This window comes from Deinococcus detaillensis, assembly GCF_007280555.1.
GTDB lineage: Bacteria > Deinococcota > Deinococci > Deinococcales > Deinococcaceae > Deinococcus > Deinococcus detaillensis.
Genome location: NZ_VKDB01000018.1, coordinates 23,572 through 47,724 on the forward strand (window position 1 = coordinate 23,572; position 24,153 = coordinate 47,724).

General features: G+C 61.9%; 15 protein-coding genes. 4 read left to right on the top strand and 11 right to left on the bottom strand.

The features are described 5' to 3' along the window. Positions 1-249, bottom strand: a complete 249-nt coding sequence (locus FNU79_RS14045; protein WP_143721437.1) for a hypothetical protein — start codon at positions 247-249, stop codon at positions 1-3. 219 nt (positions 250-468) lie between these two features. Continuing rightward, positions 469-966, bottom strand: a complete 498-nt coding sequence (locus FNU79_RS19485; protein WP_225430080.1) for a hypothetical protein — start codon at positions 964-966, stop codon at positions 469-471. 41 nt (positions 967-1,007) lie between these two features. Here FNU79_RS19485 and FNU79_RS14060 point away from each other — a divergent pair, with 41 nt between their 5' ends. The 3 genes from FNU79_RS14060 to FNU79_RS14070 all read left to right on the top strand — a co-directional run bounded on the left by FNU79_RS14060 (position 1,008) and on the right by FNU79_RS14070 (position 4,490). Beyond that, positions 1,008-1,220, top strand: coding sequence for a DUF433 domain-containing protein (locus tag FNU79_RS14060; protein WP_143721439.1), 213 nt, complete (start codon positions 1,008-1,010; stop codon positions 1,218-1,220). Positions 1,221-1,398: 178 nt separating this feature from the next. Then, on the top strand, positions 1,399-1,599 hold the full coding sequence (locus FNU79_RS14065) for a DUF5615 family PIN-like protein (RefSeq protein WP_143721440.1): 201 nt from the start codon (positions 1,399-1,401) through the stop codon (positions 1,597-1,599). Between the two features lie 200 nt (positions 1,600-1,799). After that, a complete protein-coding gene (locus tag FNU79_RS14070; protein WP_143721441.1) occupies positions 1,800-4,490 on the top strand; it encodes a DEAD/DEAH box helicase in 2,691 nt (896 codons plus the stop codon). 309 nt (positions 4,491-4,799) lie between these two features. On the opposite strand, the gene FNU79_RS14075 is transcribed toward FNU79_RS14070, so the two are convergent. The 4 genes from FNU79_RS14075 to pglZ form a co-directional block, all read right to left on the bottom strand. Continuing rightward, entirely contained in the window at positions 4,800-6,452 is a 1,653-nt protein-coding gene (locus FNU79_RS14075; protein WP_185974725.1) for a nuclease domain-containing protein, read from the bottom strand. After that, complete coding sequence (locus FNU79_RS14080) at positions 6,436-9,489, bottom strand: AAA family ATPase (RefSeq protein WP_185974726.1); 3,054 nt, start codon at positions 9,487-9,489, stop codon at positions 6,436-6,438. The genes FNU79_RS14075 and FNU79_RS14080 overlap by 17 nt, the downstream gene beginning before the upstream one ends. Before the next feature lie 72 nt (positions 9,490-9,561). Beyond that, the gene (gene brxL / locus FNU79_RS14085) at positions 9,562-11,607 is read right to left on the bottom strand and encodes a BREX system Lon protease-like protein BrxL (RefSeq protein WP_143721444.1); all 2,046 of its coding nucleotides are present in this window, start codon (positions 11,605-11,607) and stop codon (positions 9,562-9,564) included. Further along, positions 11,604-13,856: a BREX-1 system phosphatase PglZ type B gene (pglZ, locus tag FNU79_RS14090; protein WP_143721445.1), complete on the bottom strand. Its 2,253-nt coding sequence runs from the start codon at positions 13,854-13,856 to the stop codon at positions 11,604-11,606. The genes brxL and pglZ overlap by 4 nt, the downstream gene beginning before the upstream one ends. A gap of 84 nt (positions 13,857-13,940) precedes the next feature. On the opposite strand from pglZ, the gene FNU79_RS14095 reads away from it, so the two are divergent. Next, the gene (locus FNU79_RS14095; protein ID WP_143721446.1) at positions 13,941-15,488 is read left to right on the top strand and encodes a type I restriction enzyme HsdR N-terminal domain-containing protein; all 1,548 of its coding nucleotides are present in this window, start codon (positions 13,941-13,943) and stop codon (positions 15,486-15,488) included. A gap of 88 nt (positions 15,489-15,576) precedes the next feature. Here FNU79_RS14095 and FNU79_RS14100 read toward each other — a convergent pair whose 3' ends face one another. From FNU79_RS14100 to FNU79_RS14120, 5 genes are read right to left on the bottom strand one after another with little or no spacing between them, the layout of a single operon-like run. Beyond that, on the bottom strand, positions 15,577-16,161 hold the full coding sequence (locus tag FNU79_RS14100; protein ID WP_143721447.1) for an HNH endonuclease: 585 nt from the start codon (positions 16,159-16,161) through the stop codon (positions 15,577-15,579). Next, positions 16,158-19,349, bottom strand: a complete 3,192-nt coding sequence (locus FNU79_RS14105; RefSeq protein ID WP_143721448.1) for an Eco57I restriction-modification methylase domain-containing protein — start codon at positions 19,347-19,349, stop codon at positions 16,158-16,160. The genes FNU79_RS14100 and FNU79_RS14105 overlap by 4 nt, the downstream gene beginning before the upstream one ends. Before the next feature lie 36 nt (positions 19,350-19,385). Continuing rightward, complete coding sequence (brxC, locus tag FNU79_RS14110; protein ID WP_143721449.1) at positions 19,386-22,832, bottom strand: BREX system P-loop protein BrxC; 3,447 nt, start codon at positions 22,830-22,832, stop codon at positions 19,386-19,388. Positions 22,833-22,859: 27 nt separating this feature from the next. Then, the gene (locus FNU79_RS14115; RefSeq protein ID WP_143721450.1) at positions 22,860-23,393 is read right to left on the bottom strand and encodes a DUF1788 domain-containing protein; all 534 of its coding nucleotides are present in this window, start codon (positions 23,391-23,393) and stop codon (positions 22,860-22,862) included. Further along, on the bottom strand, positions 23,390-24,151 hold the full coding sequence (locus FNU79_RS14120; protein ID WP_143721451.1) for a hypothetical protein: 762 nt from the start codon (positions 24,149-24,151) through the stop codon (positions 23,390-23,392). The genes FNU79_RS14115 and FNU79_RS14120 overlap by 4 nt, the downstream gene beginning before the upstream one ends. Positions 24,152-24,153: the final 2 nt, after the last annotated feature.

Consider the following 24,153-nt stretch of genomic DNA (forward strand, 5'->3'; position numbering starts at 1 on the left):
TCATTTCTCCACGAAGTAAGGGCGAGCAAATTCGATGAATTCATCCTTGACAGCTTGATCCCGCAGGGTTCGCAGGCCGAAGCCGAAGTTCCCGTTGTCTTCCCTGAACGCAGAGAACCAGTCGTGACCGTCCAATCGCAAGTCTCGCCCAAAGCTCACGCCCACGCCACCCAGCCGCCAGTTGAACTTCTTCCTTGCGCCCGGAGCGTCACCGGGATTCGCCGGGGCAATTGAGGTGGGGTGGAACACTTCCCGCAGGTAATACTCCGTTCCGCCAGGGACATGCAGTCCCGATGGCCGCCTCCATGCCCGTGCCGCGCTTTAGGAGTTCCTGCGCCTCCTTGACTTCCCCGGCGTTGCTCGTCACCAGGGAAAAGTCCTGCGCCTGATCGAAGTGATATGACATGGCGGGTTGGGTGTGATAGCCGAGATAATGCGCGCTGCGAAGTAACTTGTACCAGTCTTCTTTCATGCGTTCACCCCCTCTGGTTCCGGCTCCCAGCCCCCCGCCACCGCTTCCCCGCTCATCCGGCTGCGGTACTCGCCCAGCCGCTCCAGCCCCAGCGTTTGCAGCTCGTCGTACACGCTCAGAATAGCCTCTTTGGTGCGGTAGCTGCCGTGCGCCGCAATGTCCTTGCGCTTCACGATGGGGAAAGTGTCCATGATGTAGTCCACATCACCCCGCTCGATGCCGTACAGGATGAAGTACAGCGCGTCCAGCTCGGCCCGCAGCCAGAAGCGGCGGTTACCGTTCCAGGTAAATACCCAGGTTTTGTGGGCGTCGTCCCAGGCGTCCAAGATCGCTTCCTCCAGCGATACATTGGGCAGCAGGTTGTAGCTGACGGGTGTGGTTCTGTCCACCTTGGCGGTTTGGGCGCGGTCGCTGAGATTCAGCAAGAAATCGTCCGTGAGGCCCAAGCGGTGCACGCGCACGTTCGCGAGCTGTATGTTGGTCTGCATAATCATCTGTCGCCTTTGCGGTCTTGAGTCAAGCTTACACTGGTAGCATGGCGGCCCAGATCGTAATTGACCCGAATATCTGCAATGGGCGACCCACCGTGAGCGGAACGCGTATCACTGCGCAGACGGTGCTGGAGTTCCTCGCGGCGGGCGACTCGGTTGAAGACATGCTGAAAGAATATCCGGTCCTGAACCGTGAGGACGTCCTGGCGTGTCTGGAGTTCGGCGCGCGGGCTGTGGCGGTGCGTATTCTGGTGTGATCAGCACCCTCTGGCGTGATGATTCAACCAGTCCCGTAACGGGGATTTTTGTTAGAGGAGAACCTGTCTCCGAGGCTGCTTGCTGGTCTGGTGAGCATGTCGTGCACGCGAGGGAACTGGGTGAGCATCCCAGTCCCTCGCCCTGTGGATGTACGCGCGGGAATAAACCATGGTGATCATGACGAAAGACGGCGATTACCTGGATCAACTGTTTTTGTCAGGTACACCGCCGCCCTGGATCGTGCAACTCCGCTGCGGGAACCTGAGAGCGTCAGCACTGCGGACCCTCTTGGAGCGTTGCTGGCCGGACATGCTGGCCCTACTGCTCGAGTCCCGCGCGGTGCTGCTATACGCCGACCAGATGGAAGCACTGACCTGAAGCGCGTCATACGCTGCTCCTGAGACATGGGGCGGGCAGGAACACGTATCTACGGAAATCGACAATACGCCACTCCCTGTCGTTGTGAAGATCAATGGCTGGCGTCAGTGATTGACGCCTAGCGTCAGCACACTTGAGGAAGAAGTTCTGCGTGTGCCGGTAGTTCAATACTTCCTGCTCGTCTTGCCCCAGGAGGCCTGATGACCGTTCCTACTGCCCTTGATTTGCCTCAGACTGTCGGTTGGACCGAAGTGGCTGCCCTCGAATTCCCCGCACGGGCGGCCCGCACCGTGCCGCTTCACGCCCTCCCCAGCGGCCAACCGGTCATGCGCTACCTCCAGCGAGCCTTCCCCCGAGGGATTTACCAGCACCAAGCGGACGCTGCCGCCTGCGCGGCGAATTTCGAGAACTTTGCCGTCACCACCGGCACGGCCAGCGGCAAGACGCTGTGCTTTCACCTGGCGGCCATGGAATCGCTGACGACCTTGCCGGACGGCAAAGTGATCGTGCTCTACCCGCAAAAAGCCCTGGGCCCTGAGCAGGAAGAGCGTTGGTGCACCGCCCTTCAGACCGCTGGCATCGACGCTGAAGTGGGCCGGATTGACGGCCACGTCGCCGTCTCGCAGCGCGAGGCTATCCTGGAGCGCTGCCGGGTGGTGATCATGACGCCGGACGTCATGCATGCCTGGCTCCTGAGTAACCTCGGCAAGAAAGCAGTCACGCGCTTTATCCGGGCCGTGCGCCTGATCATCGTCGATGAAGTGCATACCTTCAGCGGGGTATTCGGCAGTAATGCTGCTTATCTCTTTCGCCGCTTTGAGCACGCTTCCAAACTGCTGAGCCGAAAGCGGTTGCAGTATGTTTGCTCTTCGGCCACCATCAGTGACCCGCAGCGTCACCTTCAGTTGCTCTTTGGCCGTGAGTTCAGTTTAATTGGTCCAGGCCGTGACGGCTCACCTAAGCAGCCGGTCAGCTTGCACTTCCTGAGCTTGCAGAACGGAAGCAAGGATTTCCTCACGGGCGCGTCTCACTTGCTACAGCACCTGGCGCAGGAGCGCTTGAAGTTCCTGTGTTTCAGCGATTCGCGCAAACAAACTGAGAATCTGGCGGCCATCGTGGCGCGCCGAGACCACGACCAGCCTGAGGACGAGCTGCTCGGCGACGCTGAGGAAGACCATCCGGTGGACGCGTCTGCGTTGGCCCGGCTCAGCATTTTGCCGTACCGCAGCGGATACGAAGCGCGCGACCGCAGTGAGATTCAAACCCGCCTGGCCCGCGGCCAACTCGACGGTGTCATCTCGACCAGTGCCTTGGAGCTCGGAATGGACATTCCTTATCTGGACGCGGTCGTGCTGCTGGGCATTCCAGCGTCGAGTACCAGCTTTCAGCAGCGTGTCGGCCGGGTGGGACGCAGCAAGCCGGGACGGGTCTTCATTCTCAGCAGCGGCCTTCCCAGTGAACGCATTCTGTTTGAAGACCCGCAACAGATCCTGCGTCGCCCGCCAGCGGCCAGCACGCTCTATCTGGAAAACCCCAACATCCAGTGCATTCACGCGCTGTGCCTGGGACACCTGGGTGGTGAGCACAACACCTTGCTGGGGGTTCTCGGCCGCACGACCGAGGGCGATTTCGAGAGCCCTGTGACGTGGCCGGACGGCTTTGTCGACCTCGTTGAGAAGGAACGTTCTGGAACCTTGCCAGCGGCCATGCAGCCGCTGCGGACCCAGGCCGGTGAGCATCCCAACCGCGCCTTTCCTCTGCGGGACGTCGAGACCAGCTTCAAAGTGGAGGTGCGCAGCGCAAACGGCACCCATGACCTGGGGACCCTCTCGCACTCGCAGATGATGCGGGAAGCCTACCCCGGTGCGGTGTACTTGTACGCCACCCGCGCCTACCGGGTTACGCGCATCAATGCGCTGGCCAGGACGATCCAGGTTCGGCCGGAGCGGCGCTACTCCACCAAACCGATCAGCTTGCCCACCCTGGCCTACCCGAATCTGGACCAGGAAAGCGTACATCATGCGGAAGTCCGGGCTGGCCTGACGGCGGTCGACTGTGATGTGATGATTTCCGAGAGCGTGATTGGGTTCAGTGAGCGGCGTGGCGGCAATGCGTTCAACAGCCCGTACCCTTTGGATGCCCACCGAACGGGCATCTGCTTTCAGCAGCCGCGCTTCTCCCGTAATTTTTATAGTACGGGCGTCATCCTTCATCACGCTGCCCTTCAGGGTGAGGTACCGCGGGCTCGCCTGGCAGAACTGGTGCTCGAAGCGTTCGCGCTGGTCGTTCCGTTCGAGAGCCGGGATATCGGCATCACCACCGACAAACTGCGTGTCAGTCAACCGGGCCTCGAGAAAGGGCAGAGCATTCTCGTCGTCTACGATCAGACTTACGGCAGTTTGCGGCTGTCGTCGAAACTGCTCGAACGAGGCGTGCTGGAACGTGTCTTTGAGACGGCGGTGCAACTGACGGAGTACGCCGTAGAAGCTGAACCCGAAGCGCAGGAGCGCGGCAGCCTGCTCGAGATCCGTCGGGTGCTGCAGGCGCTGGCCGACGACGCGCGGCAGCCGTTCACGGTTCCCACCTGGCAGGCCGTTCCGCTCCCTGTCGCTGAGCCTGGCGAACGGGTCCGCGTGATCCTCGCAGGCTCACACGGGATCTGCCTGCTGCACGGCAACCGTGAGATGAGTGTCTCGCAGGTGTATTACAGCCCTCGTGGGGGTCTGCAGTACAAAGGCCGTCTCGCTACCGACCACGCCTGGGAAACGCACCTGACCGTAGTGCCGGTAGAAGGGCTTCAGGCCATTCCGGGCGTGAGTCAGCAAGGGTGGTACGACCTCGACTTGGGCGAAGTGGTTTCCGAAGACGTAGCTCAGTCCGCGCCATCTTGATCCTCGACATGCCCCCCGCCACCCTACCGCTGACAGCCGAAGTCCTGCTTCAGCGTTTACCGCTTTCCAATCTAAACTGACCCTTAAGAAATCGACGTCCTGATTCTGCAGACCGGGTTGCGTGACTTGATCACCTGGGCGTCGGTGTTCGAGTGGCCGTTACGTAGAAGCTTGCAGCGCCTCTGTCGGCGAGCGCAACGACAGCACGCCCAAGCCACTTCGACCAATTAAAGAACGCGAGCAAGCGGTTCTAATACCCTTCAGAGCCGTTCGCTAGAATCCTGCTCGCCTTCAAGACCGGGTCCATTGCTACGAAGCCTCTGTATCAGGGTCATGATGAGGCGTCGGCGTCAGTACTTCCTGCGTTTCAAATAGCGCACGCAGACTGGCTCGTAGGGCACCGGCGTGGAGAGGACGTGCTGAAATAGCTCCTAGACCCGGTGAATATGAACAGTCTGGACCCGGATAGAGAATGCCGGCGAAGCGCACCGCCTGCGCGCCCGCTGGACTGCGAATTGCGTCGCGGTAAGCGTGCATCTTGTCGATATCCGTCTTCTTCGGACGCCCAGCAGGGTCTGGCTGATGGGCCTCACCGCTGACAGGGTCGTTTTCACTATCGAGTTTATATTTCGGATCGAGAATCCAGAGTTCTGCCAATCCGTTCTCACGTTGTACTTCGATAACAAGGTCCGGGCGCTGCTCAAAACTCACAGACCGAAAGGCGCTGCCCTGGCGGCGAAAGGTGCGTTCAGACGTCATCGTTACTCGGCTACCATCCGCCGGACGTTCAAATCTAAGGAGAGGTTGCCCATTTGGCAACACCTTAAGCAGCACAGTTCCTGGATAGGTGGACGTGAGTCGCTCCTCCACGAGAGCGAAGCCGGCAGCTTTGCAGGCGTCCGTCAGGGCCAGAATGACGTGCAGTGAGCACCAGAGCTGGTAAAGAGCCGGCAGATTCTGCAGGGGATGAAGCAGACGCTCGTCATCCAGACGGATCTCAAGGGCACGCTGAAGATCCAGCAGCGTTTCGAGGGCTGCACGGTATTCGTCGCGTTTGACGAGCACCATGGTCAGGTGGACTGGAGGGCCACGCAGGGCCGATACCTCGGTCAGGAACGGAGCACTTGACACCGCCCATTCGAAGTCGGCTCGCAGATCAGCCACGGGTTGACCGAGCTCCTTGCGCTGGGTTGCGACGCGCGCCAGTGCCAGAAGACGCTGGCGCACCATCAGAACCGCAGCTTTTACCACATGGTTCTCGTAGATATCCACGTGAGCGGCCACCCGTTCGTCAGGCAGCTTCACCGCACGTTCATGGTCGGGATGGTTTGCACTCTGGGTGATCGCCCGCACCAGCGCTGCTGGCCGGGGACGCTTGAGCAGCTCACGGCGCACAGGCAAGCGGTAGGCCTCCAGCACTTGATGAGGACGCTGAGCAACCGCACGCAAGCTGTTGATCAGGCCGGGGCGGTCCGCCGTACCGTACAAGGCCCGCTTCAATCGCGCGAGTTCCTCCTCCGGCGTGGCAGGCTTGAGCGCTGCCGGCGCGATCCCGGCGAGTCCGCCAGCCTGCTGGAGGCTGAGGGCCACGTCGGCTGGCAGCTGCTCATAGAGATCAGCCAGCAGTGACTCGACTCCCCCTGGCAGCAGCTTGAGTGCCTCAACCAGACAGGACAGGGTTGCGACGTGACCGGCGCACGAAAAGGTTAGCCAGTACTGACCGGGGCCGGCGCGCGGCCATTCCACCACCACCTGGATCTGTCCCGCCAGGTGCCGCTGCGTGACTTGCAGCGCCGCGCCGTTGCGGCTGACCTGCAAGCTTTCCCAGGATCCGGGGAGCTCATCCAGGATCAGGGCAGCGACTTCCCATTCCCGCGGACCAGGCAGCGGCTGACCACTGGGCTTGACCCAGGTGACTCGGGGTTGCCACGCCACGCTGGCGAGATCAGTGGAAGGAAACAAAACCGTGCTGCATCCCGGCAGCGCGCATGCTCGCAGCCTTGGCATGACTTAGTGGAAGCCGCTCCTCAGCAAGGGTTAAAAACTCCGCCAGAACTCCAAGCAGCCGGCGGTCCGTACCGCGCAGTTTTGGCAAGACCTTTTGCAAGAGGGCGTCGTCTAGGGCTTCCAGAGCGTCGACGTTCAGTGTCAGGGCAGCTTGCTGATAGGCCAGGATGTCGTCCATGACCCGAAAAGCGAAGGGCGCGACAGGGGAGACAACGTCCCAGATTTCAAGCAGCAGCGAGGCGTGAACATGGCCGTTCAGATGCGCCTCAAGGTCTGACCGGGTGACCGGAATTTCGATCAGCTGGGCTCGGTCGTAGACCTTGTTGGCAAAGTCGTGGGTGGTTTCGTCGATGTTGACGGTGCCAATGACCGAGAGGTTGGGCGGCAGCATGACGGTGAGATCCGGACCTAGTTCGAGGTCGGTTTCCTGACCACGGGATCTAATTTCCATCTTCGACAGAAACTGCGCAAAGTAATACTCGACTCTGGCCAAGTTCATCTCGTCCAGGATGGCGTGGTAGGGCTGGGGGAGCTGCCCGGCTTCCTGAGCCTCCCGGTAGGCCTGACCCGCCGCCAACAGGAAACGGCTGAAGGCCGTGTGGTGATAGTGCCCGCCATCGAGCGGACTGTAGAAGCCGAGCAGGTCCTCATTGGTTGTCCAGTTCGGGGCGACAGGAAAGAGGCCGACTGCAGCGCCAGCAGCCCGGGCATACGCTTCAGCAAGCCAGGTCTTGCCTGTTCCGCTGACCCCCGAGAGGATCACGAAGCCGCGAGTTTGCAAGGCCAGATGGTAGCGGCGCAGGGTGCGGGCCTCTATCCGCAGGCCGCTGGCGGCCACCCGCTCACTCAGGGTTGGAAAGTCGGGTGGGAGATGGTGCTGCGCTGGGCTGCCGACTGGTTCCGGGCGGGGCGTGATGACCGCTTGGAAGACAGCCGGATCAAGCGGCCAGAGATACACCTGCCGGACCTTGCCGTTTTTGTCGAAGGGCCCCAGGTCGGCTCGGCGAACGTCGTCAGGCAGTTCAGCGATCGACAGGGGCGGCGTCAGGGGTTGGTACAACACGGCAGCCATGTAACCCGAACGCTTGGTGGGGATGACCTCGGAGGACAACTCGTCTGTGACGCTCACCGGAGGGGCGGTCACGGTGCCCACCGCCTGGATGGCCTGAGCGGCATAGTGAATGATCCGGTCCCCGGGCCGCAGCCGCATAACGTTCTCATGATGCTCAATGTTCACGCCGCTGTCCGCGCTGGCCCAGACATAGCCCTGCTGGCGCTCTTCAGCGTAGGTCTGGCCCTGGTTGACCCACCAGTACCGCTGCCTCGCTCCACGCATCGTCAAAAACCAGTCGAGCTCCAGGTAGTCCTCGCCTCCGACGCGCTCGAGCAGCTTAGCCGCTGCATTCTCGAACTCCAGGACCGTCTGCGTGCTCAGTCCCAGGGTCTGGATAGCCCGCTGTGACAGGTCGCTGACGACCGCGAATTCCTCCGGATGAAACACCATCACCAGGCCCGTCGCCGCCGTCTGCCCCAGACCTGGAAGGGCTTGCAGCTGAGCCGCCTTCTCCTGGGGGAACAGTTCCAGCGAGTTCAGGATCTGCGCAGCGGCGTGCAGGTGAGCCACCTTCTCCTCGTTGCTGATGCTCAAACTGGCACCGTAGTCGAGCAAGCTGGTACCCCAGAGATAATTGCCGTGCAGTTCGAGCGCTCCGTCTGTCAGGGCGCGGGCCAGCACCTGAACTTGGTTAGGCGTAAGGTCCACGCCGTCGAGCTGACCGGTGATGGTCCGCTCACCGAGCCGCGTCTCGCTCTCATAACGCCAGACCTCGCGGTTGAAGGTCCCCAAGGTCAGATCGGCGGGCTCAGACAGCAGGGTCCGCAACTCCCCAGCGCGGCGGCGGCGCAGGCTCAGCCGCAGCTGCTGGACCGGGTCACGTCTGAACGCCTCGAATTCGGCGCGCAGGGCGTCAACCGGCCCCTCGGCTACCCCCGGACCGACCGGCGCGGTGTCGAGACTGAGCACGAACAGCGCACTCTGGGTGTCCAGCAGATCGCGAAAGGGCAGCCCTGCGGCGAGAAAGGCCGCGTGAAGCTCCTGGCAGCGGTCCACGTATTCGGCCAGCAGCTCACCCGGCGACGTCCGGCGCTGCTGAGGCTCATCTTCGTAGAACCACGTCACCGCACGGGCCCCGAACTTACGGCGGTAAAACGGATGCCCGGTCGGGTCGGCAAGAAACAGGAAGTAGCTGGCAACGCTTGCTCGGGTGCCCAGCCCGTTGATGGGTCGGCGCTCATCAGGCGTGAGACTCTGGAGCGCGTCTTCGAGCTTCCCCCAGAACTCGTCCGTACGGCGGGCCTCCAGCGGCTGTGTCCAGAGGATCTGCAGGGCCTGGCGCAAGCTGTCTGGACGCTGTTTGAGTAACAGATCCAGGGACGCAGCGACCCGCCAATCAAGCTGGTTGAGACCACTTCGCTGTGGCTGGACCGTGACACCCTCCGCTGATCCACCATCCACGAACGCCTTCAGTGCCGGGTACACCATGGCGACCCCTTCAAGTTTGTACGCCCGTTCATCTCGGTCGAGGTTCTCCTGCTGTGTCAGCAGCCAGGGAACCACCTGCGCCACCCGCTCCTGGCGGCGGCTGAACTTGGACGTCGCCCGGTGCTGGTCGCGCCAGGTGCCGAAGGGCACGGTCCGCCCCGCATCGTCGCGGTACACCCACTTCGACGTCGAGGTGCCGCTGCCCACCAACATGATGGTGGCGTCGAAGGCCGTTTTGAAGAGAGTGTCCTCGTTGAAGATAAGCCGGTCCGGGTCACTGGTCGGGGCCACACTTCCGGAGCGCAGGAGTGCTTGCAGCGCGCTGTCGTCAGACACCCGCGCCTCGCTGCCCTTAAGGACGATAAACCCCTCAGGGGACCACTGGCCCAGGGCCTTGATGTTCGGCATGTTCAGGAAAAACGTTGGGCTCGGGGACTGCAGTTCGGTCATGCCCATAGTAAACGACATAGCCACGTCATTCGGTGACACCCGCACGACCGATTCGGTGAGCAGCGAGCGATGTCATTCGGTCAAAGCCTTATGGAGGGCGTCACGTGCGTCGGTGTAATACAGGATGGTCAGGCGAGCTGCTGTGTCGTCTGAAAGTTCATTGAGCTGTTTGCGGGCACTGATGGGCACCATCAGTGCGGCAGCACGTTTCTCGGCGGCAAGTTCTGCCAGGTCGATCGCGTTGTGCACAACATCCAGTCCCCCGCCCAGATTCAGGTGGCCTGCCGCCACCAGGCCACCCTTGAGAGGCTTGTCCAGCAGGGCGCTACACAGCGCGAGCAAGGCGGGCAGGCCCAGGCCGCTGCCACTGCGGGCCGAATCGAAGGCCCGCAACTGAACGCTGTACTCGTGCTGACGCGGATCTCGCTCGCCGACCAAGCTGCGGGCCTGAGCATAGAGGTTTTGCTCAGCAAAACGGATGCTCTCCTGAAACGGCCGGGGCACCGGATTGTTGAGAACACGCACGCCGCCACCTGGTCCCTGGTTGACGTCGATCCGGTAGAGCCCCGCGTGCTCATCTTGACCGCCGGAGCCCAGCGCCCAGACCTGCCCGGGTGGAAGCGGGTCCGTGCCGATGGCGTCGTCACTTTGCAATTCCGGAGTCGCCACAAATTGCTCGACGGCGTCTTGCCCCAGTTGGTAGCTGAAATGCGTGTTCCGAAACTCTGCGCTCCCGATGCGCTTTTGCTGCTCCTTGACGCGGCGGCGCATCTCCAGGGCCAGCCGCACCGCCCACTCGAGGTCCTGATCGCTGATCTCGGCGTCCTCAGCTGGACCGATGAGTTTCAGTAGACCGCTCACGGTCCGCTGCACCGCCGTGGTGTCGCGCCCGCTCAGGGCACCGCCCAGCCGGACGCGGTGCGCCACCTTGTTCCAGCGGCCCTCAAAGCGCAATTGATGCCAACATTCCGCGAGAAAGTCGCTCACCAGCCCGAAGTGATCCGTGAACAGCCCGGCATGCAACTTCGGCACGTCCCAACCCGGCAGGTAAGCGTGAATGCGGTCCATCAGAGCCGTGTCGTCCCTCATCTCGGGCGGAAGCGGGCTGAACAGGTGCCCGACGCGCTGCTGGTGCGCGACGTCCACGTCAAAATTCCCGACCATGATCACGCCGCCCTCGGCGCGGATACTCTCCCGGCCACGCGAGAATTCGCCGCTTTCCATGTAGCCCTTCATGATGTTGACGCCGTCCTTTTGATCGAAGGACACGCCAGAGACCTCATCGAAGCACACCACGTCGTACTGCGTGACTAGGCCACGCTGGCCACTGGCGTTGTTCACAAACATGCGGGCGACACTGGCTTTTCCTCCGGACACCAAATGGGAATACGGAGAAACCTGCTGGTACAGGTGGGACTTTCCCGTCCCGCGCGGGCCAAGCTCCACGGCGTTGTAATTGCGCTCAACGAAGGGCACCATTCGCAGCAACAGGACGTCTTTGGCCCGCTGAGTGAGGGCGTGGGGTTCGAATCCCACGGACCGGAGCAGCAGATCCTTCCATTCGGCGGTGGTGAAACCTGCCCGGCCATCCGCCATCTCCTGCAGGGCCGAGCGTTTCGAGAGCTGAATGGGGCGCAGCGACGCGATCCCGAAAGGGCGGCCGCTTCTCTCCCCGGCGATCACCGCGTCATACTCCAACTCGATTTCAGCGTAAAAGCCGCCTGTGAGCATCCGTTCGTTCTCAGAAACGAGTTCCGGGGTGATGCGCACGTCTTTAAGCTGCAAGCTGGGCAACTCGACCAGATAAGCGTCGGTCTTGGCGTCCAGGCGGGCCGTCACCAGATCGATGAGTTTGACGCTGCCACGCTCGCGGGCGCGTGCTTTGAACAGCTCCTGCGTCCCGGCACGCACCGTGCGCTCATTCATCATGCGCTGCACAATCTCCAGCCCCTCACGGATTTCCTCTTCATCAGTGCTAGCGCAGTAGCGGCCGAGCAGAAACTCTCCCACGTAGGTCGGCACCGGATACTGCCCCTTGAAGGCCTTCGCCAGGTCTTTGCGTACCGTATAGCCCTCGAAAGCAGAAGCGGTGAGTTGATCGAGTGCGTCCAAGGTCATGCGTTTTCTCCCACGGTGACCAGCTTCTGCCGAATCAGTTGATCCTGGTGCAGCGCCACCAGGACAGCGGCGGTACCAGTGAGGTCATCATCTTCAACGAGCAGCGACACACTGCCGTCCGCCGCGACAATTTTTGCCCCAGTCAAGAGGGAGCTCTGCGGATCTGCCGCGCGGCGGCGCAGATCCACCGTCAGGTCCACCCCGCCAGTCAGCTTCACCCGGCAGCGGTTGCCCGTCCAACGCACGGACACGAACTCTGCCTGCATGACCGAGTGCTGAGCCCGAACGGTCACGACAGGGATAATGCTCTCCTGCAAGCTTAGACCACCGTGGGTGTACACTTCGCCCGCCTCGAACGAGTGCACGCCGGGAGCCAGGGTGATCGGCACGTCCGCGTCCCACGTCCAAGGCACGGTCGGGTACGCACTCGCGTTCAGGCCTTTGAGCACGGCGCAGCGCCCCTTCTTGAACAGGGTCAGTGCGCCGGGGAGATCCACCTTGGGGAGGCCGCCCGGTAAAAGCAGCCAGCCGTGATCCGTGATGATCCTCACCTCCGTGAACCCAGCCGCCAGCAGTCCCTGGACACGCTCTCCCAGCTTGCGCACCTCGCCGGGCAGCAGGCCAGCGAGCCCTGCGCCCTGGCTGTGTCCCAGGCTGTCAAGGTTGCCGGTTTCCAGCCACACGGCCCCACCGGGATCGCCCTCGGCGGCGGTGCGGACCGCCCGGAAGCCGCGCTGCGTGAGCAGGTCGCGCAGCACCGCTGCATTCAGGCTGCGGCCCAGACAGGCCAGCGTGAGCTTCTCAGCGCTCAGGACGTCCATCTCAGCACCGATGGGAGCCACCGCCGGTTTCGCGCTGGGCGTGATGGACGGCAGCGCCGACATCTGCCAAGTCAGCTCTGCTGACAGGGGACTCAACTGCCGGGCCAGCATGGCGGCCACATCAAAGCGCAAACCATCCACGAACACCACTGCCAGACCGGGGGACGGTACCCAGGAGGCCGACCATGGCGTCGGCAGACTTGCAGCGGCCAGGGCAACCGAGGTGAACCGGTCATTGACGCGCGTGAGCCACTCCAGGTAAGGTCCCCGCAAGACGGCCCCAACGAGTTCCAGGTCGGCGTCCGATTGAACGGCACCCTGCGCCTGGAGCGCTGATAAGTCCGCGCGGTACCCGCCTGAGGCATAGGCCGCTCCCCACTCCGCGACGGTTTCCCCATCCAGCGTCCCGGCAGAATAAACGGCCAGCTCGGCCAGGTGTTCGAGGGCGCACGCTAGCGGCGTCTCGCCCAGCCGCCCCCAGACACTTGTGCGCCGGACCGCGTGCTCCTGCTCAAGCTGCAAGACCTGCTCGCGCACGGCCCCGGCGGGCTGGTCTACCAGGGCCTGCAAGCGGCTCCGCAGGGCGGCCTCGGCGGCCCGGTTAACCTGCGGCCAGACCTGCGCCTGCTCCGGCGTCCACGCCCCGCTGGGTGCAGGCCCTGCCGCTTCCAGGACGGACCGAATCCCCCCGTAAGTGTCGGGACTCGCGGCGTACCTCTCCCAGACGCCCGTCAAAGCTCCCGTTCGCGCCGCTAGTTTCAGGGCGGCTTCAGAAACGCCGCCAGACACGTCTACACCGAATTCCGATGCGAACGCCGATGCGAGCGCCTGGGAAACCGGGGGGCTGCCGTCTGAGAGCCACGCGAGCAATTGACCGGGAAGATCTGGGAAGGTCAGCCGACTCAGGGCGGCGAGGGTCAGCGGAGCGTACGAGCGCAGGTTCTGCACAGGTTGCTCCAGCAGAGCCTCCAGGTGGGCAACCAGGGCCGGACGGGCACTGTCAGCCACCTCGACCTTCAGCTCTTTGAACTCGCGGAGGAAAGAGGACACCGTCCAGGGGCGTTTGCGCGGCCCCAGAAACACTACCCCCCGGAACTGCAGATCGACCAGGGGTTTGACCACGTCCGCCGCCGTCTCACCGCGCAGCGCCTCCAGGCCCAGACCGGGCAGGTACACGATCACCGGCTCCTGACCGGCGGGCCGGGCATCGACCACCGAACGAATCCAAATGGCTGGCCCACTCAGCAGGTGCGGCGCGTAGGTGCCCAGCGTCAACAGGGACCGGCGCACACGCAGTTGCTCTGCCGCCGTCTGCCACTCCCCGGTAGGATCGGGCCACAGGATACACGCCGGGGCCACCACTTCGCCCCGCTGATGCCCGACGGAGGCCAGCAGGGCACTTTCAAGCATGTCTAAAACTGTGGTCATCGAAGGACAGGATAAAGGCTCGGCGCAGTATATTTTCTGTGCGGCAGATGCAGCTTCCCCTGAAACCAACAGGCATACTCAATTATGGCCTCACAACTCAATCCACTGGTGCTGGAACTGTACTTTGGCTCTCTCGCCGGCGAGCAGGCAACTCAATACTTCGCGACCTTATCAGCGTTCGGGGAGCGCGTCCAGCATGAGTGGCCAAGGTACGGTGTTTTTGATTACACGCTCAGTCTGGAAGAAGGCTCCGGAATCGAGTGGAAGGCCGAGCCCTTACCGGAAGAATCGGTGCGCGTCGTACAGGCAGTCAAGGACTATGCGAGCCAGTTTCCCACCTCATCCCCAGAACAAGTGGAAGCCCTACTCAAGGCGCTGGTGACCCAGGGGCAGGTGCAGCTATCAGATGAAGCCGATGATGTGTTGGATACCGCTTGGGCCATGGAAGATGTACAGCTCGTCAGTCTAGGATTGCACCTGGCCCACCCGGATACGTTTGTGCCGTACGGCTTCAAGACCATGGGCTTTCCCGGTCTGCATCAGGAACTTTTACAGATTGCCGCCGCCTTCGACATTCCCTTGCCGGTGGTAGCAGCCAAGAACGACACCCTGGGCCGCTGGCTTTACTTCGGCCAATTCAGCGCGGCGCTCCAAGCGTTCCGGCAGCGCCACGACCTGACGGTGCCGGGGTTGCTGGCGGTCTTGTACCACTTCGGCCCACTGTATGTCCAGAGCGAGGCAAGAGACGAACTGCCCGCGCCCCGGCACGCCTGGCTGCTGGTCGGGAATGGCAAACAGGACAACGATTACGGCGCGCTGGAAGCCATGACGCCGGAAGACGTCACCCACTGGCAAGGCAGTCTGGACATGCAGCGCGGCGACGTGTGCGTGATGTATGTTCGCTCACCCGTCAAGGAGGTGCATTCCCTGCTCCGGGTCATGGAGGACGCTTACGTTGATCCATTCTTTCATTACAAACACGCAGTACAGATTGGAGAGATTCAGCGCGTTCCCCGCATCCCGTTTCAGGCGCTCAAAGCAGATCCAGTGTTCGGAGCCAGCAGCCACATTGGCCGGAACTTACAAGGCACCAGCGGGCAAATGCTCAGCAGCGCCGAGTACAACGCTGTTCTGAACCTGCTGGCGACACGTGGCCTGGACCTTTCTAAAGTGCCCCGCCTTGCTGAACATGCCGAGACAGATCTGACGGACTTGAGCAACGAACGCGACGTCGAAGTCAAACTGGTGGAGCCGCTGCTGCGCCGCCTCGGTCTCACGGAAAAGGACTGGATCAGGCAACTGCCGGTACGGATGGGCCGGGGAGAACGCAATTACCCGGATTACGCCATTGGCGTGACCGGTACCCACCCGGAGCAGCGCGTACACGCCCTGGTGGAAGTGAAGTACCGGGCCTCAGGAGAATTGGCCTGGAAAGACGCCTTCCAGCAGGCCATGTCGTACGGCATGCGCCTGGGAGCGCAGACCCTGCTGTTGGCGGCGGCCGATGGCGTGCGGTTTTACCAACGGCGACACGATCAGTTCACGTTCGAATCCGGAGAGGAACGGGCCTGGTCAGAGCTGCGCGACGACGTTCTGTTGCGCTTGGGGCGCATGGTCATCCCCGGACGCTGACCACAGTGACGTGGACGCGCTCAAGGGGCCGTCCCTGTAAAGGAGCCGCCCGAATTCAATCCGTCGCTGCTTGTCAAGTCGCTGCTTGTCAATCGGTCAACAATTCGGCTGGAAAAGCCAACGCATCTCCCGCCCTGACGAAGGCCTGAGCATCCGTAGGCTGGCCCAGGGCCGCCCTTTCCTTGACGTGGCGCAGCCACTCCCCGTAAAAGTGCAGGTGGGTCTTGCCCGGAAATCTGCCGAGCAGAGAAGCGCGGTACTCCTCCAGCGTCCTGTTTCCCTTGCCGCCGTTCGCCGGGTTGTTACAGGTGCGGCAACTCGTCACCGTCTGACCGCCACCGCGTGATTTGGGCGTGAGGTGCTCCAGCTCGGCGTCATTCGGCTGCGGGTAGGCGTCACGGTTCATGTTCAGCACCTGCCCGCAGTACCAGCAGCGCCCGCCTTGTGCCCTTGCGTGACGTTCGCGCTCAGGGCCGTCAAGACCATAGGCCCGGTGGCTATTGTCGCGCACCCATTTCAGCGCTTCTGGCTCGGTCCCGGCTTTCTTCGCCGCCGCGTACGAGATGCGTCTCAGGTCAAGTTCTGGCTTCAAGTCCAGTTCCCAATCGAGAAGGTGCGCTCCTGCCGCGTAACTCTGGGTTGCCACCAGCAGGCCATACCACTTCTTGCTCACCCCTGGCCTCCCTGACTGCCCGCTGTACCCTTCTCGGCCAGCTTGAAGTGCAAGTCATTGTGCCGCTCGTTGCTGAGGTGCTTTTCCAGGTCGGTTTGCGGGCCACGCTCGCCGAAGTCTTTCTTGCCAGGGTCATTGCCCCGGTCCTTGCCCCACTTCACGTTCACCTTCCCGCGTAGCACGCCCGCTTCCACGAATGGGCGGATGTTCAGGCGCACGCCATCGTTCAGGTCGGGATTCCAGCCGCGTGGCTGCTCGCTCAGTTCTTTCCAGCGCACGTAAATGTCGTAGGGCGGCTCGCCGGTCAGGACCGCTTCCAGCTTGCGCTGCAACTCCAGCGCCGCCGCCAGCCGCACGTCCGCGCCTTTCTCGTCGCTGCCGCGCTGACGGTCAATCCACGCGCCCAGGTACGAGTAGGTCAACTTCTCCAGCCGCGCCCGGTCGAGCGTGTGGTAATTGACGATGGCGCTAAAGCCGTCCTTGCGCCCGTCCCAGATGTGCCACAGGAACGGGCGGTGGTGAAATAGCTTGGCGTGCTGCTCAAAGAACTTACCCGCCAGCCAGCCCTCCAGCGAGTCCGCGCCCACCTGCGCCAGCAGTTCGGTCAGCTTGGCAGGCTTCCACTCCACGCCGTATACGCTCGCCAGCACGTCCAGCAGCCGCTCGTGCGCTGCGCGTTCGCCCAGCAGAGCTACCAGCGGCACGATGCCGTCGGTGTCCGGCACGATGCCGTCGTCTAGCTGTTCGGGCCAGCGGTAGCCCAGCAGCCGCGCCAGGGCCACCTGCAACGGCTCTGTGGTGTCGGTGACGGTGCCTTTGAACAGCCACTGCGTCGGGTCGTTGGAATACGGTTCGGGTAGGCCATCTGGGTATTTCTCGGCGGCGACTTGCTGCCAATAAGGGAGGTCAAAGGGGACTTTGAGGAGCGTCTTATTTGTGACGATTAACTTTTGATCTACTTTTCTGACAGCTTTGAGGAATTCATCACTTGTTAAGAAACACCATAACGGATCTAAATATTCTTTCTTCTTAGGTATTACTGCCGCCACTGTTTTATCAAATTTCTGACTCATATAACGTTTTGGAGCAAGAGAACCAACCACCGAGATAGCTACTCCATCCTTTCCCCATGCATCACGACCTACTATTACATTGTAACCTACATATGGGCTTTCGCCGTTTTTAGTTTGCATTTCCACTATCAGTTCATTGCCGCCAATATCGGCCTTGCTACTATCAGAGGTCTGGCATTTTTGCCAATATGGCTCTGAAATACTCTTTTGTTCCCAAAAAAGTTGTAAATGTCTTGGAGTATCACCTGTCATGAGGCCAACCGGAGCTATAGCGTACTCTGATAATAATTCGCCTTTGGACACCTCACCTGAGATAATTATCCTCTTATCAGGGTTAGCTAGCTGTGCCTGCTGATTTATAATCGTCGCTTCACCAAGCCTAAGCGATGATTCCTTAACTTCAAAGTTTCCCATAGAAGCGTCAATTCCTATGAAGTACTCATCCTGACCGGGAGATTGATTTGTAAAGCAGTCAAGCGAGATGTTTAGATCCCACATTGGTGTTGAAAAGGATTTAAAACCTAATCTAGCTATCCAATCTATCCTACATTTATTTAGAAGGCTAATTCGCATTCCTTCATATCTTCCGAGGAATTGCCATGATTGAGGCACAACTAAACAAGCAGACCCTCCTATCTGGCACATCTCCAAAGCTCTTTCAACGAACATAGTAGCTAGATCAGCTTTTGAATGGGGATAACGTGCGTCCCCCAAATCTCGGATAGTATCAGCTTGTTTGGGTCTCCCTAAATACGGGACATTTGTTATGACGAGATTGTATTTGAGTTGCAGAATAGCGGCAGACTTAACCACGCCCTGCACGTTCTCACCGTAGATGGCGGCGGCGGGGTCGCTGGTCTGCTCGCGCTCCAGCAAGGTGTCAATCAGTTCGGGCAGGCCATCCAGCGCTTCGTCGCCGAAGATACCCAGGCGCTGGCGGATGCCCTCACGGGGGTTGATCAGGCTGCCCAGGTCGGGCGCGTCCCTGAACTCCTCGTGCAGCACGCGGAACACGTTTCTGGTGTTGTTGTCGTCCGCAAACTGCAACCAGTCCTCAACGCTCGCGCCGATGCTCAGGCCGCTGCACGCGATATGAGGGGTGGGCAGAGCGCGGTAGCCGCCCACTTTCCAGGCTTCCAGGGTCAGGTTGAAGGCGGCCAGCTGGGTGCAGCGCGGGTCAAGCTCCAGGCCGTACAAATTGTCGCGCAGCACGGCGTCAGCGGCCTCGGTTTCACTCAAGCCCTCTTCAAGCACCCGCAGGCGGCGCAGCAGGGCAAAGGCGGCCACCAGAAAATGCCCGCTGCCGCAACTGGGGTCAATGACTTTCAGTTCCTTGACGGTGGCGGGCCAGCCGGGAAAGGCTCCGGCGGCGGGCGTGCCGTCGTCGTTCAGACGCAGGTAGCTCTTCTCGGTGGGCAGCGGCGTATCGGGGTGCCGGGCCGTCCACCACGCGCCCACCGTGTTGTGCAGCATGAACTGCACCATGTAGTGCTCGGTGAACAGTTGCGTCACCGGGGAGATGTCGGCCCCGGCGATCTTGCGCCCACTGTCGTTGACCCGTTTCTTCTGCTCGGTCTGCCAGAACTGGTACACCCAGCCCAGTCCGTCGTCAGCGGTGTAGGCGGGTTTGGGAATCTCGTCCAGCAGGCGTTCGAGCGTCTGCCTGGCTTCGGGGGCCAGCGTCACGCGCAGCAACGGGTCGGACGGGCGGAAGATACCGGGGAGCATGTGTGCGGCGTAGCGGGCGGCGGCGGCGTAAGCGCCCGCGTCGCCTTCCTCCTGTGCCAGTTCGCCCAGGTCGTCCATGCTCACGCTGACACCGTGTTCGGGGTGCATCAGCAAGTCGCTGGCCTCCAGAAAGCGGGCGAACAACATGGCATGCCACTGCTCGTAGGCGCACTCGCGAATCAGCGCCTCGCGGCTGCCGAGCTGCTTTTGCTTGGCGAGCAATGCCTCGCGCAGCGTGACCTCGTCGGCACTCAGGTATCTGGGCGCGGCCGCTCCATCTCCGATCAAGCGGGCTAGGGCCGCTTCGGCAGCGACTTCGGCAGTGTCACGCGCCGCAATGACTTTCTTTTCCAGAATTTTACGCAGGGGGGTTTCAAGGGCAGACATGGAGGCTCCAGGAGGTGTGAAAGGAGGGCAAGGAGATCATTCGCCCTGCACGATGACGGGCTGATTGTGATCAACAACAATGGTCAGGAGTTGCTGACGCAGGGCGCTGACGTAGGCTTCCACGTCCTCGGCCGTTTTGAGGGTCGCGCCGGGCGGGCGCAGCCACTTTGCGGCAGGTTCCAGGCTCTTCAAGAAGGCCTGCCGTACCCGGTCGAATCGGCTGGGCACGAGTTCGGTGGCGTCCTGCCAGGCCTTGAGGCTTTGCTGTTCCAGGGCACTGATGATCTCGTTGATGCCCCCCAGCTTCTCCTCACTCGGGGCACTCAGGCCCTCGCGGGTCAGCCAGGACGCCTGCTCGGCTAGCGGAAGGGTTTGCCACTGCGGCAAGGCACCCAGGGCGCTCAGGTGGCTGGTATACGTCTCGGCGTAGGCTGTGCGGGCTCCTTGCAGGTGGCTGCGCAGACTGTTCATCAGGGCGTTGCGCAGCGGCTCCATCGGATCAGGATCACTCAGCAGCAGTCGGCCTTCCTTGATGGCGTTTGCCTGAGCTTTCAAGTCAGCGTCGGCGGTGTGGCGCAGCAGAATCTGGAGTTTCTGCCAGTGGTCGAGCCGCTTGTTGATGAGTTCGGCCCGCTCGTCGGCCGCCCGGCGCAGCTCCAGCAAGGCAGGCTGCGACTCCGCCAGCCCAAGCAGCAGTTCCGGACCGCTCAGACCGTGCAGGGCCAGCAGCGGCCCGTTCCCGAGCCGTTCCGGCAGCGGCGCGTCGCCCCCCGAAGCGGTGAGCTTCTCGCTCAGGCTCTTGACATAGGCGGGAGCCACCGACGCTTCTTGCCCGCCTTCGGCTTTCAGGCCGATGTCCTGGTACAGCTTACGCACGCTCAGCAGTTGCCCTTTGGTCAGCGTGACATTTTCCAGTCTAAAGTCCGCCTTACCGATCGTGGAGGCGTCAAGTTGTTTGGCCTGCACGGGTGAGCCGTTTAGAGCAGCGCGGAGGTGTCCCGTCAGGGTCAGGAGGGTCAGGGCCGTGTCCACCGCGTCCTGCGGCCAGCCGTACGGCACGGCCATGAAGGTGCGGCGCAGATCGCTTCCCTTTTTCCCGGCCCCGATCTCCCCTTGCACGGCCTTGACGACTGGGTGCTTGATCAGCTCGTCATGAAACTCGACGGCACTGAGGGCGCTGTGGTTTTCCTGCCGGGCTTGCCGGTAAGCACTTTCCCAGCGAGCATGGTCCCCTTCGCCAAAGCGCGGGTAAAGCCGCGAAACGGACGCCTGAAGCGCGGTAGGCAGCACAGCGCGGAGGTTGCCCTCCAGTTCCTGACCGCCTGCCTGGAAGACTTGTGCGCCGTCGACAGCCTGGGCAATCAGGCGGTCAATGTCCAGCTGCGCGATTCTCCGGCGCGTCTGCATGGCGGCCTGGGCTTCGTGCGCTTCCGGTGTGCTGGCCAGGGGCCGCGCGGAGAGGACTTCCCCGGCGGCGAGCCAGGTCGTCAGTTGCTCTTTGAGTTCGGCGCGTTTGGGTTCTGGAACGTACACGAAGATGGTGGGCGAGCTGGTTCCGGCTGCCAGCGCATCGTTTCGCACCTCCTGGACCGAATCATTCCAGCCGGGCCGCACCCAGACCGGTACATGGCCTGAGTTGCCGGTGGGCGCAGCGTACACGACCTCCGCCTTGCGGGCCGTCTTGCTGACACCCTGGCTGATCATCAGCTGCTTTCTGGTGTTCTCGTCGATGGCCTTGCGCAGCAAGCTCTCGCGTTCCTGAACTTGCCTGACCTCATCGTCTTGCAGGGCGTTAAAAGCACTTCGGTAAGTACTTTCCCACTCACCGCCCTCCTTGGTCTGCAAGCGGTACTCCTGCCCGGTTTGCATCACCGTACCGGCGTCAATCATCTCTTTGAGCACTTCAGGCAGCCGGGCCCGCAGATGTCCGCTTCCTGCCTCCAGATCCTCGATCAATAAATCGGCCAGGGTTGCCTCCGTGGCGCGTACCCCCAGACGGCCGTCAAGCTTGGAGAGGATAAACAGCAGCTGCGCCACCCGCTGGCGGAGTCGCCCCGCCTCGGTTCCGTCGTCAAGCCGCTCAATCAGGGTGTAGGTGTCGTCGAGCAGCACCGATGTGCTGCGCAGCTGTCCGGCCAGCGGACGGTACACGAAGTCCGCACCGACCACGTTCCCGATGGCCCTCTGAGCCACCGCCTGTGCCGCCTCATGCGTAATTCGCAACTGACTGCGCAGCTGCCCGGTACTGCCGGCCCGGTCAATGGCCCGCAGGAACTCCTCCCATAGGCGGCGGCGCGTGGGCAGAATCGGGTAGTCCTGCGTCAGCACGCCCTGATCGCTGGCCTGCGGAGCCAGTTTGGTTCCTGGCAAATGCCGCGCGATCTCGCCACTGGCCCGTTCGAGCGCGTGAACCAGCTCAGGCAGGTGGGCGGGATTCTTGCGCAAAACGACCTTGCGCACCACCTGATCCACGTCCGTGCTGCTCAGCTCGATGCCCAGCGGGAACCGGTCCTTGATCTTGGCCAGCTGCGGCGTTGCGCCCATGGCCGATTGCCCCGTGGTCACCAGCAAGAGGCGACCTCCAAAGCGTTTCGTGATGGCCTCAGCCAGGCGGGCAACTTGATCGACCCGGTCACGACTGTCGCCGATATACTGCTGCACCTCATCCAACACGACCAGCGTACACGGCAATTTACCCGGCTTCTGGCTCTGGAAGGCCATCAGGTCTTCCGTGACGCTGATCAGTTCATCCTCGCTGAGATCATTGGGTTTCGGAAATTGCAAGCGCAGCAGCTCCCGGACCGTCGCTTCGTCCTGGTAACCGGGCACGTGCAGCTGGATGGCCGCTGCCAGCGGCTGTGAGAGGTACATATTCCCCAGCGCAAACTTCCAGGTTTCACTTGAAGCTTCGACCTCGGCTCTGACCGCTTCGTAAGCACCCTTGTGCCTGAGCCACATGACCAGCCGTCCTTGCTGATACTCGGCAGGCAGACCTGCGGCACGCAGCAAAATCCGCGCGAAGGCCAGGCGCACCGCTCCTTCGGCTTCAGCCCCCAGGGTCCCGGACGCTGACCATAGACCACCCTCCCGGCGACCCACCGTCGTCAGTTCGCGCAGCAGCACGCTGACGTCTTCCGGCACGCTCACCAGCTCCCTGGCGGTGCTGCCGTCGGGGAAGCGGGTATCGGCCCACAGGTGCTCCAGCACCCGCACGAAGTGTGATTTTCCAGAGCCGTAAAACCCGCTGACCCACCACCCAGGCTGCTCGGCTTCATCGATACGGTTCAAGTAGGTCTGCAGCAAGCGCCTCAGGCCCTCGGCATACTGGCCTTCACAAACGAAGCTCTCCAGTTCCCAGCGCAGCACGCTCCATTTCTTCTCGTCGTCCGGAGTGCTCAGGGTCGTGACGCCGTTGTTGGGAATGATGAACGTTTGGGGATTGCGGTAAAATACTTCGGCGTTGGTGACGGCGGTGTCGGGCATGGGCACTCCTTGGAGATGGTGTGGGCGTCAGGGCACCAGCGGGACGGAGTGGTAATTCCAGCCGTCACGGGCATTGAGCAGGCGGTAATTGTGACCATCAAGCGATCCTGGAAAGAAGAGCAGCATGCGCCCTTGAAGGGCAGGTGCGGCGCGCTCGATCACCTTAGAGATGCGGGTGAGCCCAAACAGAGCGCTGGCTCCGGTCACGCAAGCCACGCTCCGCTGAGGCAATGGAGCCAGCGCGGCTTGAAGGTCTTCAAAGAGGTGATCTTCAAAGTCCGTTAAAGTCGCAGACAGAAGGTCGGGCTCCCGAAAGTACTCTTCCCGGTACGGATGAGCATTCATCCACTGCGCAAAGGCGTGCGTCAGGTCTATTTGCGCCCACTGAACGCCGACTTCCTCGGTGACCAGGCCGAACTCCGGCACGGCCGCCCGCATGCGCCGCTCCTCTTCCGGATCGTAGACGGCGATCCACACCCGCTCAGTGGCCGACAAATACTGCGGCCAGCGCAACTCCAGGTGCGTGCGGTACTTTTGCAGGAGCTGCTTGGAGACGTTCAAGCCAAACCTGCAGGTGAAGAGGTTTCCCAGTTGGGGAAGGTGATTTCAATCACTTCGGCCAAGCGGCGGTAGGACAGCAGCCGGTCCTGTGAGGCGGCAAAAGCCAGCGTGTCGAGCTGATCTGCGTCCAGGTTTAGTAACCGGGCCAGCGGCGCAGCAAAGAGTTCAGCTCCGCGCTTTCCTTGAAGGTAAGGGCCGTAAAGAAGGTAAGTCGCTGCCGCTGGCTGCCACTCAACATCGACCCGCCGCTTCGCGACCTTCCCCTTAAGCCAACCCGCCTGGGTCCACGAGGATAAAAGATTTCGAGAGATGCTTTTTAGCGTTTTCTCGCTGTATACCGCTCCCAACCGCTTCAGTTCGGCAGCCAGATCGGCGGGTTTGGCGACTTGGCCTGGCTGGAGCGCAACGAGCCAGGGGGCACTGAGCTGGAGAAGCGAATCGCGCTCCAAGGCTCTGAGCAGGGCCAATTGAGGTTGAGCGGCCAATGCTGACTGCCACAAGGCCAAAAATGTGGTCATCAGGGGCGTTGAGTCACTTAATCCATAGAGCCGGTTGAGGAGATTCCAGCTTGCTTTGCGCGTACGGACCGTCTTCTTGCCCAGGACGTTCCCCTCTACGACGGCGCTTTGCAGGAGCTGAGCTGATGCCCCCTGGTCCAGGACCGTGACCAGGTCACCAAACATCATGGTGCGTCCTGTATGTACCGATTGATAGCCTCCACGCCGCTGGCGGGAAGTTTCGTCTACGACACTGTTCATTC